This window comes from Janthinobacterium sp. SUN118 (assembly GCF_030397695.1).
Lineage (GTDB): Bacteria > Pseudomonadota > Gammaproteobacteria > Burkholderiales > Burkholderiaceae_D > Janthinobacterium.
In genome coordinates this window covers 2,624,446-2,638,672 of the sequence record NZ_JAPUBV010000001.1, presented here as the reverse complement: position 1 = coordinate 2,638,672, position 14,227 = coordinate 2,624,446, and the positions used below count along the sequence as shown (strand labels likewise).

14 protein-coding genes are annotated in these 14,227 nt (G+C 62.0%); 12 read left to right on the top strand and 2 right to left on the bottom strand.

The genetic code is table 11. From position 1 onward, the window contains the following. Positions 1 to 465: 465 nt before the first annotated feature. Genes O0880_RS11895 through O0880_RS11880 form a run of 4 tightly spaced genes read left to right on the top strand, consistent with a single transcriptional unit; the run spans position 466 to position 5,400 of the window. Positions 466 to 2,529, top strand: a complete 2,064-nt coding sequence (locus O0880_RS11895; protein WP_289886639.1) for a PAS domain-containing methyl-accepting chemotaxis protein — start codon at positions 466 to 468, stop codon at positions 2,527 to 2,529. Positions 2,530 to 2,532: 3 nt separating this feature from the next. Next, positions 2,533 to 3,357 (top strand): protein-glutamate O-methyltransferase CheR, encoded by an 825-nt coding sequence (locus O0880_RS11890; protein ID WP_289886638.1) that lies wholly within the window; start codon positions 2,533 to 2,535, stop codon positions 3,355 to 3,357. After that, entirely contained in the window at positions 3,354 to 3,887 is a 534-nt protein-coding gene (locus tag O0880_RS11885; RefSeq protein WP_289886637.1) for a chemotaxis protein CheD, read from the top strand. The genes O0880_RS11890 and O0880_RS11885 overlap by 4 nt, the downstream gene beginning before the upstream one ends. Then, the gene (locus tag O0880_RS11880) at positions 3,874 to 5,400 is read left to right on the top strand and encodes a chemotaxis protein CheW (protein ID WP_289886636.1); all 1,527 of its coding nucleotides are present in this window, start codon (positions 3,874 to 3,876) and stop codon (positions 5,398 to 5,400) included. Before O0880_RS11885 ends, O0880_RS11880 begins: the two co-directional genes overlap by 14 nt. 21 nt (positions 5,401 to 5,421) lie before the next feature. Here the strand turns inward: O0880_RS11880 and O0880_RS11875 are convergent, their stop codons facing one another. Continuing rightward, complete coding sequence (locus O0880_RS11875) at positions 5,422 to 7,071, bottom strand: 3-(methylthio)propionyl-CoA ligase (RefSeq protein ID WP_289886635.1); 1,650 nt, start codon at positions 7,069 to 7,071, stop codon at positions 5,422 to 5,424. 289 nt (positions 7,072 to 7,360) lie between these two features. On the opposite strand from O0880_RS11875, the gene O0880_RS11870 reads away from it, so the two are divergent. The 7 genes from O0880_RS11870 to O0880_RS11840 all read left to right on the top strand — a co-directional run bounded on the left by O0880_RS11870 (position 7,361) and on the right by O0880_RS11840 (position 12,777). Then, positions 7,361 to 8,839 (top strand): protein adenylyltransferase SelO, encoded by a 1,479-nt coding sequence (locus O0880_RS11870; protein ID WP_289887349.1) that lies wholly within the window; start codon positions 7,361 to 7,363, stop codon positions 8,837 to 8,839. A 9-nt stretch (positions 8,840 to 8,848) separates the two neighbouring features. Beyond that, entirely contained in the window at positions 8,849 to 9,250 is a 402-nt protein-coding gene (gene msrB / locus O0880_RS11865; RefSeq protein WP_070218372.1) for a peptide-methionine (R)-S-oxide reductase MsrB, read from the top strand. Between the two features lie 84 nt (positions 9,251 to 9,334). Beyond that, the gene (locus O0880_RS11860; RefSeq protein ID WP_071323528.1) at positions 9,335 to 9,964 is read left to right on the top strand and encodes a septation protein A; all 630 of its coding nucleotides are present in this window, start codon (positions 9,335 to 9,337) and stop codon (positions 9,962 to 9,964) included. After that, positions 9,961 to 10,263 (top strand): BolA family protein, encoded by a 303-nt coding sequence (locus O0880_RS11855; RefSeq protein ID WP_232251260.1) that lies wholly within the window; start codon positions 9,961 to 9,963, stop codon positions 10,261 to 10,263. The genes O0880_RS11860 and O0880_RS11855 overlap by 4 nt, the downstream gene beginning before the upstream one ends. A 108-nt stretch (positions 10,264 to 10,371) precedes the next feature. Further along, a complete protein-coding gene (locus O0880_RS11850) occupies positions 10,372 to 11,151 on the top strand; it encodes a peptidyl-prolyl cis-trans isomerase (protein ID WP_071323527.1) in 780 nt (259 codons plus the stop codon). A 104-nt stretch (positions 11,152 to 11,255) separates the two neighbouring features. Then, positions 11,256 to 12,032: a peptidyl-prolyl cis-trans isomerase gene (locus tag O0880_RS11845; protein WP_071323526.1), complete on the top strand. Its 777-nt coding sequence runs from the start codon at positions 11,256 to 11,258 to the stop codon at positions 12,030 to 12,032. 64 nt (positions 12,033 to 12,096) lie between these two features. Continuing rightward, positions 12,097 to 12,777 carry a DNA alkylation repair protein gene (locus O0880_RS11840; protein WP_289886630.1) on the top strand — a complete coding sequence of 227 codons (681 nt, stop codon included), beginning with the start codon at positions 12,097 to 12,099 and terminating at the stop codon, positions 12,775 to 12,777. Here the strand turns inward: O0880_RS11840 and O0880_RS11835 are convergent. Then, positions 12,740 to 13,414, bottom strand: a complete 675-nt coding sequence (locus O0880_RS11835) for a TetR/AcrR family transcriptional regulator (RefSeq protein WP_289886629.1) — start codon at positions 13,412 to 13,414, stop codon at positions 12,740 to 12,742. The two genes, O0880_RS11840 and O0880_RS11835, sit on opposite strands and share 38 nt — an antisense overlap. Before the next feature lie 106 nt (positions 13,415 to 13,520). On the opposite strand from O0880_RS11835, the gene O0880_RS11830 reads away from it, so the two are divergent. Then, positions 13,521 to 14,225: a hydrolase gene (locus tag O0880_RS11830; RefSeq protein ID WP_071323523.1), complete on the top strand. Its 705-nt coding sequence runs from the start codon at positions 13,521 to 13,523 to the stop codon at positions 14,223 to 14,225. Positions 14,226 to 14,227 lie beyond the last annotated feature (2 nt).

Sequence of the window (14,227 nt, the reverse complement as noted above, 5' to 3'; positions counted from 1 at the left end):
TTTTGTCGTGGCGTGCCAGGCGGTCGCCCTGGGCGCCATGGTACAACATCGCCCACCTGCGCAGGGCGGCACGGACCGCGCCCGGCGCCAGCAGCTATCGTTTGGATATTCATTTAAATAATAAAACAGCAATAAGAAAAACATCGTTTTATTATATGAAAAATGCCCCGATATATACCAACACTGGACAATAACGACACTTTTCGCATTATTTATTCAGCCCCCTTGTTTTTCGCCTGACGCTGGGGAATAATAAAATAGTTGATTCAAATCAATACTCTGCAATTGATTTAATATTAGGCACAGTCATTGCCGAAATAGCCGTGCGTATTGCGGACATTCTCACCGATTATCACCGCGCGCACGGTCGCCATCATTTTTTCATGGATGTAAGCCATTTATGTAGTCATTACCAGATCAGTATTATCGCCCCCATTCACTTCGCCTCACACAGAAGGAAATACTATGGACGCAGCCAGCCATGTCAGCCATTCGCAGGATCTGGACTTACAAGCGATAAATACTGCACTCAACCGTGTACAGGCCGTGATCGAATTCGAACTCGACGGCACCATCCTGCATGCGAACGACAATTTCTTGAACGTGCTCGGCTATACCCTGGCGGAGGTGCAAGGCAAGCACCATGCGCTGTTCTGCGACCCCGAGTATGTGAAAACGCCCGAATACCGCAACTTCTGGGCCCGGCTGGCCCGCGGCGAATTCGACCAGGGCGAATACAAGCGCCTGACCAAGGATGGACGCGAAGTGTGGATCAACGCTTCCTATAACCCCATCCTCGACGCCGACGGCAAGCCGTACAAAGTCATCAAGTTTGCCACCGACATCACGGCCAGCAAGCGCCGCACTGCCGATTACGAAGGCAAGATCAACGCCATCAGCAAGGCGCAGGCCGTGATCGAATTCCGCCTCGACGGCACCATCATCCGCGCCAACGAAAACTTCCTCAAGGCCGTCGGCTATACGCCCGAGGAAATCGAGGGCAAGCACCACCGCATCTTTTGCGAAGCCGAATACGCCAAGAGCGACGAATATGCGCAGTTCTGGCAGAAACTGGGACAAGGCCTGTTCGACGCCGGCGAATACAAGCGCGTGACGAAGGATGGCCGCGAAATCTGGCTCAACGCCACCTACAATCCCATCTTCGACGCGGAAGGCCGGCCGTTCAAGGTGGTCAAGTTCGCCAGCGACATCACGGCCCTGAAGAAACGCAACGCCGAGTACGAGGGCAAGGTCAGCGCCATCGGCAAGGCCCAGGCCGTGATCGAGTTCGACATGCAGGGCAATGTGCTCGACGCGAACGAAAATTTCCTCGCCGTCATGGGCTACGATTTGAGCGACATCAAGGGCGAGCACCACCGCCAGTTCTGCGAGCCCGAGTATGCGAGCAGCGCCGACTACAAGAAGTTCTGGCAAAAGCTCAACCGCGGCGAATTCGACAGCGGCCGCTACAAGCGCCTGGGCAACCACGGCAAGGTGGTGTGGATACAGGCCACTTACAACCCCATCCTCGACCTCAACGGCAAGCCATATAAGGTGGTGAAATTCGCCATCGACATCACGGAGCAGGTGAACCTGGAAAACAGCATCCAGGCCAGGTCCGCCAACGACAGCCGCAAGGTCAATGCCCTGCTCGAATCCGTGGCGCGCGCGGCGCAAGGCGACCTGACCTGCAATATCGTGCCCGAAGGCGAGGAACCGATCGACCTGCTGGCCGGCGGCATCAGCAAGATGATCGTCGACCTGCGCGGCGTGATCGGCAACGTGGTGTCGGCGGCGAACGGCTTTGCCGACGCCTCGCACGCGATCGCCGAGCGGGCCACGGGCGTGGCCGTCGGCACGCAGGCGCTGGGCGCGACGGTCGAGGAAATGAACGCGTCCATCGACGGCCTGACCTTTTCCATCAATTCCATCGCCGAAAACACCTCGAACGCCGACTACCTGGCGAAAGCCACGCAGCAGGAGGCGGAAGCGGGCGCGCGCGCCGTCGCCAAGTCGATCGAGGCGATGGACTTGATCAACCGCTCGTCGGAAGACATCGGCGAAATCGTCAAGGTCATCAGCGAAATCGCCAACCAGACCAATATGCTGGCCTTCAACGCGGCCATCGAGGCGGCACGCGCGGGCGAACACGGCCTGGGCTTTTCCGTCGTCGCCGACGAGGTGCGCAAGCTGGCCGAGCGCTCCTCGCAGGCAACCAAGGAAATTTCCAAGCTGATCAACGAATCCGTCAAGCGCGTCTCGACGGGCAGCGAGATTTCGCGCCAGGCCAGCGACGCCTTCGACAAGATCGTCTCGGGCGTGGCGAAAACCACGCTGGCCATCTCGGATATCTCGAAGGCGGCCAACGAGCAGCTGCTGACGGCGCGCGAAGTGTCGACGGCGATCCAGTATATCGCCGAGGAAACGGAAAAGTCGGCTGCCAACTGCGACAGCATCGCCCGCTCCACCGATGGCCTGAACGAGCGCGCGGGCAGTCTGAACCAGACTGTCTCCGGCTTCGTGGTGTAGGCCATGAGCCACGCGGCCAGCCTGACGCCCGAGGTCCTGACGAGCCTGATCGCGCTGGTGCGCGAGCATACGGGCATCGCCATGACGCCGCGCAAGAGCGTCTTGCTGGAGCGGCGCCTGCAGCCCCGGCTGCAGGCGCTGTCGCTGCACAGCTACCAGGCTTACCTGGAACGCGTGGCCAGCGACCGCGACGAGGTGAGCCATTTCATCGACCTGGTGACCACCAACGACACCCTGTTCTTCCGCACGCCGCAGGTGTGGGACTATGTGCGCGACCGCTACCTGCCCGCCTGGGCCCGCGCCCATCCTGGCGCCTGCCTGAAAGTGTGGTCGGCGGCCGCCGCCAGCGGCGAGGAACTGTATTCGATCGCCATGCTGTGCGAGCAATTCAAGCTGCAAGTGCCAGCCTTTCGCTACCAGATCCTGGCCAGCGACATTTCGCAGCAAATCCTCGCCGCGGCCCGGGCCGGCCAGTACAGCGGCCGCTCCGTCGAGCGCATCCGCCTGTCGCATCCGGATTTGCTGCGCAAGTATTTCACGCCCTCGCCGTATGGCGTCAGCATCAACGAGGAGCTGCGCCAGCACGTCAGCTTTGCCCAGCACAACCTGCTGGAAGGGCTGCGCCCGGCCCAGCAGTTCGACCTCGTGTTCCTGCGCAATGTGCTGATTTACTTCGACGCCGAGCACCAGGAAACCGTGCTGCGCCAGGCGCGCGCCAGCCTCAAGGACGATGGCCGGCTGATCCTGGGTGAGTCGGAAACCATCGCCCGCCTCGGCACCGGCTACCAATTCGAGTTTCCCATGATTTATAAGGCGGGCACGGCATGAGCAGCAGCGTCCTTCTCCCTGAACACGGCGTGCCCCTGCAGCAGGTTGGCATGGGGCAACTCAGCGTGGGCACGCACGGCGAGCAGCTGCAAGCCTTGCTCGGCTCCTGCATCGGCATCGGCTTCCTCTGGAAGAAAGGCCATTGCTGCGGTCTCGCCCACTGCCTGCTGCCGGAAGCGCCGGGCCGGGAAGCAGCCCTGGGCGCGCGCTATGTGAGCCAGGCCGTGCCCTCGCTGCTGCGCCTGATGGGGGCGCGCCAGGCCGATTATCCCGACATCGAAGTGGTGCTGGCCGGCGGCGCCAGCATGTTTGGCCCGCGCAACGGGCGTCTGCAGGTGGGCCGGCAAAACGCGGAAGCGGCGCAGAAATACCTGGACCAGTGCGGCCTGCACGTCAGTTTCTGCGCGCTGGGCGGACGCCACGGCCGCCAACTGCTGATCGATTGTGCCCGGCACAGCTATGCCGTCATCGACGTGGTGGCGCACGCCCCTTTGACTCAACGCAAGGAAAGCGCATATGGACATGCATGAAGCGACGGGCTTGCACACCGAGGCCGGCGGCGAGGCGGCCACGGAACTGTTCGGCTCCTTCTTTCTCGGCGACGATGAATTCGCCCTGCCCGCCAGCTGCATCCGCGAAGTGGTCAACTATCCGGCCAGGGTCACGACCCTGCCCCTGTCGCCGCCCTACCTGGAAGGCATGTTCACCCTGCGCGGCAGCGTCATTCCCGTCGTCAACCTGGGCCGCTTGTTCCATGCCGACGCACCGCGCGCCGCGCCCAGCGACAAGATCGCCATCCTCGACTTCCAGCAGGTGCTGATCGGCATCGTCTTCCAGGATACGGGCGAAATCCTGCGCGTGCCCGCCAGCCAGCGCAGCGCCCTGCAATATGCGGCCGGCGACGCCCATGCCGTCATCGCCGGCACGATATTGCTCGACGGCGGCGCCCGCCTGCTGCAAATCCTCGACCCGCAAGCCATGCTGCGCATCGAAAACGTGCCGCACGTGCTGGCCCTGCAAGCGAGCGGCGCCAAGCTCAGCACGGCCCGCTACCACGCGCAAAGCGAGCGCCGGCAGTGCGTCAGCTTCCATGCGGCGGGTGCCACGTTTGCCTTCGAAATGTGCGCGATCCAGGAAATCATCCGCGTGCCGGAACTGCACAGCTCGATACTGAATAGTGCGCTGTGCCTGGGACGCATGCACTTTCGCGGCAGCCAGGTGGCCGTCGTCGACTTCGGCGCCCTGCTGCATGCGGCCGCATCCGGCAAGGCGGCCACGCCGGACCAGCGCATCATCGTCGTGCGCCTGGACGACACGACGGTGGGCTTCCTCGTCGATTCCGTCGACAGCATCGTGCATTTCTTCGGCGATGAAGTGCTGCCGATTCCCCTGCTGAGCAAGGCGCGCGCGGCCATGTTTGCCGGCTGCATCACGAAAGAGGGGCTGGGCGACATCATTTTCCTCGACCATAAGGAAATCCTGTCGCAAACGGAGATCGTCGAGATGCGCGACGGCCACGCGCGCCTGTATCCGGCCGACGCGGAAACGGCCAGCGCCGCCACGCTGAAGGCGCAGCGCCGCGTCTACATCACCTTCACGGTGGAAACGCAGTTTGCCGTGGAAATCGGACAGGTGCGCGAAATCATCGACTTCAGCGCCGCCATCACGACGCCGCCCGGCATGCCGGCCTGCATGCGCGGCATGCTCAACCTGCGCCAGCAAATGATCAGCATCATCGACTTGCGCCAGCTGTACGCGATGCCGGCCTTGCCGGACGCAAGCGCTGGCAAGATCCTCATCGTGGAACGGGGCGAGGAGCGCTACGGCTTTCTCGTCGACCACGTCGACAACATCATGACCATTTCCGACAGCCAGCGCTTTGCGGCGCCGCAAATCATCCGCACGGGCACGCACGACGACTTGCGCAGCGACATGGATGACATGATCGATATCGGCACGGAGGCCCAGCGCCAGACCCTGTCCGTATTCCAGTGCGAACACTTGCTGGAAAAGCTGGGCTCGGCGCTGCCGCAGGCCGCGTAAGGCCCGCGCTGCGCCGCCTGCCTACAGGCCGGGCAGCTTGTGGCCCTTGAACTGCTCGCGCAGCTTGTTCTTCTGGATCTTGCCCGTGGCGCCCATGGGCAAGGCGTCGATGAACAGCACGTCGTCGGGCGTCCACCACTTGGCGATCTTGCCCTCGAAGAACTGCAGCAAGGCCTCGCGCGTGACAGCCATGCCCGGGCGCACCACCACCACCAGCACGGGGCGCTCATCCCATTTCGGGTGGAATACGCCGATGCAGGCCGCCTGCAGCACGGCCGGGTGCGCCATGGCCAGGTTTTCCAGGTCGATGGTGCCTATCCACTCGCCGCCGGACTTGATCACGTCCTTGCTGCGGTCCGTGATCTGCATGTAGCCGTCCGCATCGATGGTGGCCACGTCGCCCGTGGGGAACCAGCCATCCTGCAGCACCTCGCCGCCCTCGTTCTTGTAGTAGGACGAGATGATCCACGGCCCTTTCACCAGCAAATGGCCATACGCGACGCCATCCCACGGCAATTCCTTGCCGTCGTCGTCGACGATCTTCATGTCCACGCCATAGATGGCATGGCCCTGCTTGTGCAGGATGTCGCGCTGTGCTTCCTTGCTCATGGCCAGGTGGCGCGTCTGTAAGCCGCCCGTGGTGCCCAGCGGCGACATTTCCGTCATGCCCCAGCCATGGATGACTTCCACGTCGAACTTGTCGATCAGGGTATCCATCATGGCCGGCGGACAGGCGGCGCCGCCGATCACCGTGCGGCGGAAGGTGGAAAACTTCAAGTCGTTCTGCAAGGCGTAGTTCAACAGTCCCAGCCAGACCGTGGGCACGCCGGCCGAGAACGTTACCTTTTCCGTTTCGAACAGCTCGTACAGCGACTTGCCGTCCAGCGCCGCGCCGGGAAACACCATGCGCGCGCCCGACAGCAGCACGGAATACGGCAAGCCCCAGGCATTCACGTGGAACATGGGCACGACGGGCAGGACCGTGTCGGTGGCGCGCACGTTCAGGGCGCTGGGCATGGCCGAGGCATACGCATGCAGCACCGTCGAGCGGTGCGAGTACAGCGCGCCCTTCGGGTTGCCCGTCGTGCCCGACGTATAGCACAGGGCGGCGGCCGAATTCTCATCGAACAGGGGCCAGGTATATTCGTCCGAATGCGTGTCGATCAAGTCTTCATAGCACAGCAGGTCGGGGATGCTGCTGGCGGGCATGCGGTCGCGGTCGCACATCAGCACGAAGTGCCGGACGAAGGTGCAATCGGCGGCGATCTTTTCCACCACGGGCAGGAAGGTCAGGTCGAACAGCAGCACCTGGTCTTCCGCATGGTTCGAGATGTAGGCGATCTGCTCGGGAAACAGGCGCGGGTTGATCGTGTGCAGCACTGCGCCCGAGCCGGACACGGCATAGTAGGCTTCCAGGTGGCGGTAGCCATTCCAGGCCAGGGTGGCGACGCGGTCGCCCATGCCGACGCCGAGGCCATGCAGGGCATTGGCCAGGCGCCGCGTGCGCTGGTGGCAATCGCGGTAGGTATAGCGGTGCACATCGCCCTCCACCCGCCGCGAGACGATTTCGCCGCTCCCATAATGACGCGCTGCAAACTCGATAATGCTGGAAATCAGCAGAGGCTGATTCATCATCTGGCCCATCACTGGACTCAAGGGGAATGCCGACATCGTGTCTCCTGGTAAGCGAATAGCGGCAGGGCCCGGGATGGCTCGCTTCTATTCTTGAGTTTTAACTAAGATGGCCTAGTTTCGTACGGTCGTGCGGAAATCGTCAACGCATTTCGATATTGCAATGCAGCATGGAATTTTCCATTCCGTTTTTTCGCCGTTTTTCCCGCCGCGCGCACGGGCAAACCGGCACGGCGGCGCGGGGAAATGGCACGGCGCCGCACGCCGCGGCGGCGTGCGGTAAAATCGCCTTTCCGGCCGGCGCACACCGCTGGCGCGCTTGACACTATTGAATGGAATCGCCATCACCGCTCATACCTTACCCCTGGACAACTCCTTCGCGGCCTTGCCGCCCGCGTTCTACACGCGCTTGATGCCCACGCCCCTGCCCGCACCCTACTTTGTGGCCGCCAGCGCGCCGGCGGCGGCCCTGGTGGGGCTCGATGCGGCACGCCTGGCCGAGTCCGACTACGTAGCATTATTCAGCGGCAACGCCGTTGCCGAGCGCTCGCAGCCGTTGTCGGCCGTGTATTCGGGCCACCAGTTCGGCGTCTGGGCCGGCCAGCTCGGCGATGGCCGCGCCATCTTGCTGGGCGATATCGCCACGGCCGATGGCCCGATGGAGCTGCAGCTGAAAGGCGCCGGCGCCACGCCGTATTCGCGCATGGGCGACGGCCGCGCCGTGCTGCGCTCGTCCATCCGTGAATTCCTCTGTTCGGAAGCCATGGCGGCGCTGGGCATCCCCACCTCGCGCGCGCTGTCCATCATGGGCTCGCAGCAAGGCATCATGCGCGAAACGGTGGAAACGGCCGCCGTCGTCACGCGCATGGCGCCCAGCTTCGTGCGCTTCGGCTCGTTCGAGCACTGGTTTTACCGCAAGAAACCGGACGAGCTGAAAATCCTCGCCGACTACGTGATCGACGGTTTTTATCCGCATTTGCGCGCTGCATCAAATCCATATCAAGCCTTGCTGGCCGAGGTGAGCGTGCGCACGGCCGAGCTGATGGCGCAATGGCAAGCCGTCGGCTTCATGCATGGCGTAATGAACACGGACAATATGTCCATCCTGGGCCTGACCCTCGATTACGGCCCGTTCGGCTTCATGGAAGCGTTCGATGCCGAGCACATCTGCAATCACACGGACCAGCAAGGCCGCTATTCCTACGCCAACCAGCCGCAGGTGGGCCACTGGAATTGCTATGCGCTGGGCCAGGCCCTGCTGCCGCTGATCGGCGAAGTGGAACTGGCGCAGGCGGCGCTGGACGGCTATCAGGGCGCGTTTGCCGCGAAGATGAACGCCTTGCTGCGCGCCAAGCTCGGTTTGCGCACGGCGCAGGACGAGGACACGGCGCTTTTCGACGGCATGTTTGCGCTGATGCAAGCCAATCACGTGGATTTCACGAACTTTTTCCGCACCCTGTCTACACTGCAAGTGGCAAGCCCGGAAACGGATGCGCCGCTGCGCGACATGTTCATCGACCGGCCCGCCTTCGATGCGTGGGCAGGCAGCTACCGCGCGCGCCTGCTGCAGGAACACAGCGTCGATGCGGAACGGCAAGTGGCCATGAATGCGGTCAACCCGAAATACGTGCTGCGCAACTACCTGGCGCAGGTTGCCATCGAAAAAGCCCAGCAGCACGATTACACGGAAGTGGCAAAATTGCTGGAAATATTGCAAAAGCCATTTGACGAACAGCCCGAACACCAGCACTATGCGGCGCTGCCGCCCGACTGGGCCAGCCACCTTGAAGTCAGTTGCTCATCCTGAGGTATTACCATGACCACCAATAAAGTCAAAAAAACGGACGCCGAATGGCGCGCCATGCTCGATTCCATGCAATATGAAGTCACGCGCCACGCGGCCACGGAACGGGCCTTCACGGGCAAGTTCTGGGACCACCATGAACACGGCATCTACACCTGCGTCTGCTGCAACACGCCGCTGTTTGCCTCGGACACGAAGTTCGACTCCGGCTGCGGCTGGCCCAGCTATTTCCAGGCCCTCGATCCGGCCAACGTGACGGAAATCGTCGACCGCAGCCATGGCATGGTGCGCACGGAAATCGTCTGTGCCGTCTGCGACGCCCACCTGGGCCACGTCTTCCCGGACGGCCCGCCACCGACCGGATTGCGCTATTGCATCAATTCGGCTTCCCTGCGCTTCGATCCGCAGCCTTGAGACACGGGGATCGCCTGGGAGCGCCATGCTTGCTCCTAAGCCATTCCTAAGATGCTTTTAACAAGACCATAGTAAAGTCTCGCCATGAAATTTCTATTCGACCTCTTCCCCCTGATCGCCTTCTTCGCCGCCTTCAAGCTGGGCGGCATGTATGAAGCGGCCACGCACGACTTCGTGCAGCACTATTTATCCGGCTTCGTGTCCGGCGGCCTGATCAAGGCCGACCAGGCGCCGTGGATACTCGCCACCCTCGTCGGCATCGTCGCCACCGCCTGCCAGGTCAGCTACCTACTGTTGCGCGGACGCAAAGTGGACGGCATGCTGTGGCTGTCGCTGTTCATCTTTGTCGTGTTTGGCGGCGCCAGCATTTATCTGCATGACGATTTCTTCCTGAAATGGAAGCCGACCCTGATCTACTGGCTGTCCGGCCTGGCCCTGCTGATCGCCCACGTGGGCTTCAAGAAAAACCTGATCCGCAAGACCATGGAAGCGCAAGTGCAGCTGCCCGACGCCGTATGGAACCAGTTGCTGGCCGCATGGATCATCTTCTTTGGCGCCATCGGCGCGCTGAACCTGTTCGTTGCCTTCGTGCTGTACAAGGGCGACATGGCGGCCTGGGTCAGTTTCAAGGCGTTTGGCGCGACGGGCATCTTCTTTGCCTTCATCGTGGCGCAAACCCTGTTCCTGGCCAAACATATCAAGGAAGACGCATGATGCATACCACCACCGAAAACACCGCGCCGGAAACCCGCATGCAGCGCATTCGTAGCCGCCTGGAAACGGCGCTTTCCCCTCTGGAATGCGTGCTGGAAGACGACTCGGCACGCCACCGCGGCCATGCGGGCGCCGCTTCGGGCGGAGGCCATTACAATTTGCGCATTATTTCTAGTCAATTTGAAGGCCTCAGGCTCGTCATGCGCCATCGACTGGTGTATGATTCCGTGCACGATATGATGCATAATGAGATACATGCATTGGCGATTGTTGCATTGGCGCCGTCCGAGGTAGCATAAGGATGGCGTTTTTGGCGTATCCGCATTTTTGCGGATATGCCGCAGCCTACGCCATGCGGAATTTCTTCCATGCGTTTTTTACGAAACTTTCCCTAACAGGATTTAATAATGACTTTTAAGCCAGCCCGCTTGCTGATCGCACTACTCGCCGTTGTCGCGGTACCTGTTTTTGCGCAAAATGTTGCCGTCGTCAATGGCAAGCCTATCCCATCGTCGCGCGTTGATGCAGTCGTCAAGCAAGTCGTCGCCCAAGGCCAGCAACCGGATTCGCCGCAATTGCGCGAAATGATCAAGAAGGACTTGATCGGCCGTGAAGTGCTGATGCAAGAAGCGGAAAACAAAGGTTTCGGTAAAGATGCAGCCGTCAAGCAGCAAATCGAGAACGCGCGCCAGGCCATCATCATCAACGCCCTGGTCGGCGACTACCTGAAAAAGAACCCCGTCACCGACGCTGAAATCAAGGCCGAATACGACCGCTTCGTGGCCCAGTCCGGCGACAAGGAATACCATGTGCGCCACATCCTGGTGGCCACCGAAGCCGAAGCGAAAGACGTCATCGCCAAGCTGAAAGGCGGCGCCAAGTTTGAAGACCTGGCCAAGCAATCGAAAGATGCCGGCTCGGCCGACAATGGCGGCGACCTCGACTGGGCAGCCCCATCGTCGTTCCCGAAAGTGTTCTCGGACGCCTTCGTGAAACTGCAAAAAGGCCAGGTCACCGATACCCCGGTGCAAACGCCTAACGGTTTCCACGTGATCAAGCTGGACGACACCCGCGCGGCAAAACTGCCAACCCTGGAAGAAGTCAAGCCACAGATCGCTGAAGCGCTGCAGCAAAAGAAACTGCAAGCGTATCAAGAAGAAATGATCAAAAAAGCGAAAGTTCAATAAGAACTGACCTCCCCGGCGCCCTTTTCGGCGCCGGTCGTGTATTCTGCGCCTGAATGCGTTCTGTCCGCCAGACGCGATCTTTTGTATATCTATTAGGAATGAACATGATTTTGAAGCCAGCCCGCCTGATCTTAGCCTTGGTAGCCGTTGCGGCGATCCCTGCTTTCGCCCAAAACGTTGCCACCGTGAATGGCAAGGCCATTCCATCGTCGCGCGTCGACCAGGTCGTCAAGCAAGTCGTCGCCCAGGGCAAGCAAGCGGATTCGCCGCAACTGCGCGAAGCCATCAAGAAAGACCTGATCGGCCGCGAAGTGCTGATCCAGGAAGCCGACAAGCAAGGCTACGGCACCCGTCCGGAAGTCAAGTCGCAGATCGACAATGCCCGTCAAAGCATCATCATCAATGCCCTGCTGGCCGACTACGTGAAGAAAAACCCGGTCAAGGACGCTGAAATCAAGGCCGAGTACGACAAGTTCAAGGCCCAGGCCGGCGACAAGGAATACCATGCACGCCACATCCTGGTGGCCACCGAAGCGGAAGCGAAAGACATCATCGCCAAGCTGAAAGGCGGCGCCAAGTTCGAAGAACTGGCGAAAGTATCGAAAGACGGTTCCGCAGCCAATGGCGGCGACCTGGACTGGGCTAGCCCAGCTTCGTACGTGAAGCCATTCTCCGACGCCATGGTCGCCCTGAAACCAGGCCAGGTCACGCAAACGCCAGTGCAATCGCAATTCGGCTTCCACGTGATCAAGCTGGAAGAAACCCGCCCGGCCAAGCTGCCGTCGCTGGAAGAAGTCAAAGGCCAGGTGGCTGAATCGCTGCAACAGAAGAAGCTCGCCGCTTACCGCGACGAACTGATGAAGAAAGCAAAGATTCAGTAAATCGGGCATCCTGCCCGGATATAAAGCGCTCCCTGGAGCGCTTTTTTTACGCCCGGAGAGCGCCATGCGTTTACATGCAGAATTGAAAGCCGCCCTGCAAGCGGCCGCCGACCCGGCCCGCGCCCTGCCCATGCAGGCCTATATGCGCGACCAGTTCGTGTTTCTTGGCGTCGCTGCGCCGCAGCGGCGGCTGGCCGCGAAGGCGCTGCTGGCGGGCTTGAAGGGTGCTGGGGCCGATGTCCTGCTGGAACAAGCGCAGCGGCTGTGGCAGGAGCCCGAACGCGAATACCAGCATTTGGCGCTCGACATGCTGGCCCTGCACCGGCGCCAGCTGACGCCGGCACACCTCCCCGCCCTGCTGGCCCTGGCGCGCCAGCGCGCGTGGTGGGACAGCGTCGACGGCATGGCGGGCATCGTGGGCGACGTGCTGCAGGCGGAACACAAGCGCGGCGGCGACGGCCATGCACACATGGACGCGGCCTTGCGCCATGACGACTTCTGGCTGCGCCGCATCGCCATGCTGCACCAGCTGGGCTGGCGCGCCGACACGGATGCCGCCTGGCTGTATGACGCCGCGCTGGCGCTGGCCCATGAAGACGAGTTTTTCATCCGCAAGGCCATCGGCTGGGCCTTGCGCGACTACGCGCGCCACGCGCCCGAGGCCGTGCTGGCCTTTGCCAGCGCACACCGCCAGCAACTATCTGCGCTCAGCTACCGCGAAGCGCTGAAGCACCAGCCAGGCTGAAACCCTGCCCGCCCAGCAGCCGCAGCGCGGCGTCGATGCGCGGCGCCGCATCCCAGGCGGGCGCGGGCGCCAGCAAACCCAGCGCCATCTGCCGCAGCGGCTCGGCAATCACCATGGACAGCAGCAAACCAGCCACTTCCCCCGCATTGCCGAGCGCCACGCTGCCGTGCGCCGCCTGGCGCTGCAGCCACTCGGCCAGCAGGGCCGTACCCCGCTCGATGCCGTTGCGCTGGTAGGCGGCCAGCAAGTCTGCACGCGCGGGAAACTCCGTGCACAGCAGGCGGAACAGGCCGACGGCCTCGGCCGTCAGCACGCGCGCCGCCATCGTCTGCAATATGTCCTTCAGCAAGGGCAGGACCTCTGCGGGCGTGGCCGCATCGTGCGCCATGGCGGGCAGGAAGGCGTCCGTCCAGCCGCGCACGACGAGGGCCACGAGTTCCTCGCGGTTGGCCGCGTACTGATACAGCGATTTCTTTGCCATGCCCGCGTGGCGCGCCACGGCTTCCATGGTCGTGGCCGCATAACCTTCATGCAGCAGCAGCCAGGTGGCCGCCTGCACGGCCGCTTCGCGCCCCTCTTCGGGCGGACGGGCCGGACGCCCGCGTCCGCGCATGGTCTTGCTGTCTGCTTCCTGCATGCCTGCTCCTGCTTGATCGATGGCCGATTTTACACTGAAAAACATTTAGGAAACGTTTTACGTTTCTTTAATATATAATTGGCTCACCTCAACAAAGGAGAACAACATGGCTGACACAAACCATCCTGCCACACCGTGGCGTATCGCCGGCACGGGCGACTTGCTCGACCCATTCCCCCTGCACCTGGAAACGGGCGTCACGCGCCTGGACGACGGCTGCCTGCTGGTGGCGGCGCGCACGCAATTGCATGGCTGCAGCGGGCGCATGCTGGACTGGTGGTTCACGTTCTTTGAAACGACGCAGCACATCAAATGGTGGCATCCGCACGACCACGTGGCCCATCACGGCTGGAACAGCGTCTGGAAAAAGGGCGAGAGTTACCATGGCGCCTCGATCGAGGCGGTGGAAGCGCTGGGCGACATTCCGCCCGTGAAAGCCAAGCTGAAGTTCCATGATCCGAAGTGTGTATTCGATGCGGCGCAGCTGCGCCACGCGCAAGAGAGCGGCGCCCTGTCGGCGGCCGTCTGCGCGCGCATCGGTTTTGGCGACCAGGTCGAACTCGACCCGCAAGGCGATCCGCTCGATGGCGAAATGCTGCACCTGGCGCGCGACACGTCCACCGGCTGCGTGCTGCGCAGCCGCTTCCTGCTGGGGCGCAACAGCCTCGACCCCGTGCGCGACGTACCCGACGTGCTGGGCCTGAACTTGCTGCGCCATTGCTACAGCGAATTTACCTATCTGTCGCGCTTCCTGCCTTCGCTGTACTACGCGGAAAATGGCAACGGCGAACAGGCGCCGCTGCCCTGGTAAGG